Below are 684 nucleotides of genomic sequence, written 5' to 3' on the forward strand. Positions count from 1 at the left end.
AGGCTGTCTAAGGCTGGGCCTAGGTCTTGTAAGTGACGTTGACCAATCCAAACCAAAACACCCCGATCGCTACTTGCGATTTCTTGCAGCGCTTTGTCGAGATTCCATGCTGGCTCGCCGTCCTTTTTATTGAACTTAAGCAAGTCACGAACAGGGTTGAAACCATGAACACGAACGGTGGTTACCCCTTCTTTCGGTTCACCTTTCACCAAAGCCAAGTGAATATCTGGATTGCCCAATTCGCGGTAACGATATAAGTCAAAAGTCCCATATTCGGTATCAATGCTTTGCTGATCAATCCGTTCAACCGTTTGCTCATTGGTCATACGGTAGTGAATCAGATCCGCAATGGTGCCAATTTTTAAACCATGCTTTTCAGCAAAAATTTCAAGATCGGCACGACGCGCCATTGTGCCATCTTCATTGATGATTTCACAGATGACAGATGCAGGCTCTAAACCCGCTAGGCGAGATAAATCACAACCTGCTTCGGTATGCCCAGCACGGTGCAGTACACCGCCAGGCTGCGCCATCAATGGGAAAATATGACCCGGTTGAACGATGTCGGATGGTTTGGCATGTGCCGCTACAGCCGTTTGAATGGTATGCGCACGTTCCGCAGGTGAAATCCCTGTAGAAATACCTTCTGCTGCTTCAATTGAAAGCGTGAAGTTGGTGCCATGT

General features: G+C 48.0%; 1 protein-coding gene. It reads right to left on the bottom strand.

Annotation, left to right across the window (positions count from 1 at the left end):
* On the bottom strand, nucleotides 1–684 hold a 684-nt coding region (locus B4F08_RS16890; RefSeq protein WP_291375484.1), incomplete at both ends, for a 3,4-dihydroxy-2-butanone-4-phosphate synthase.

The sequence above is a fragment of the Acinetobacter sp. UBA6720 genome, assembly GCF_002454215.1.
In the GTDB taxonomy this organism is placed as follows: domain Bacteria; phylum Pseudomonadota; class Gammaproteobacteria; order Pseudomonadales; family Moraxellaceae; genus Acinetobacter.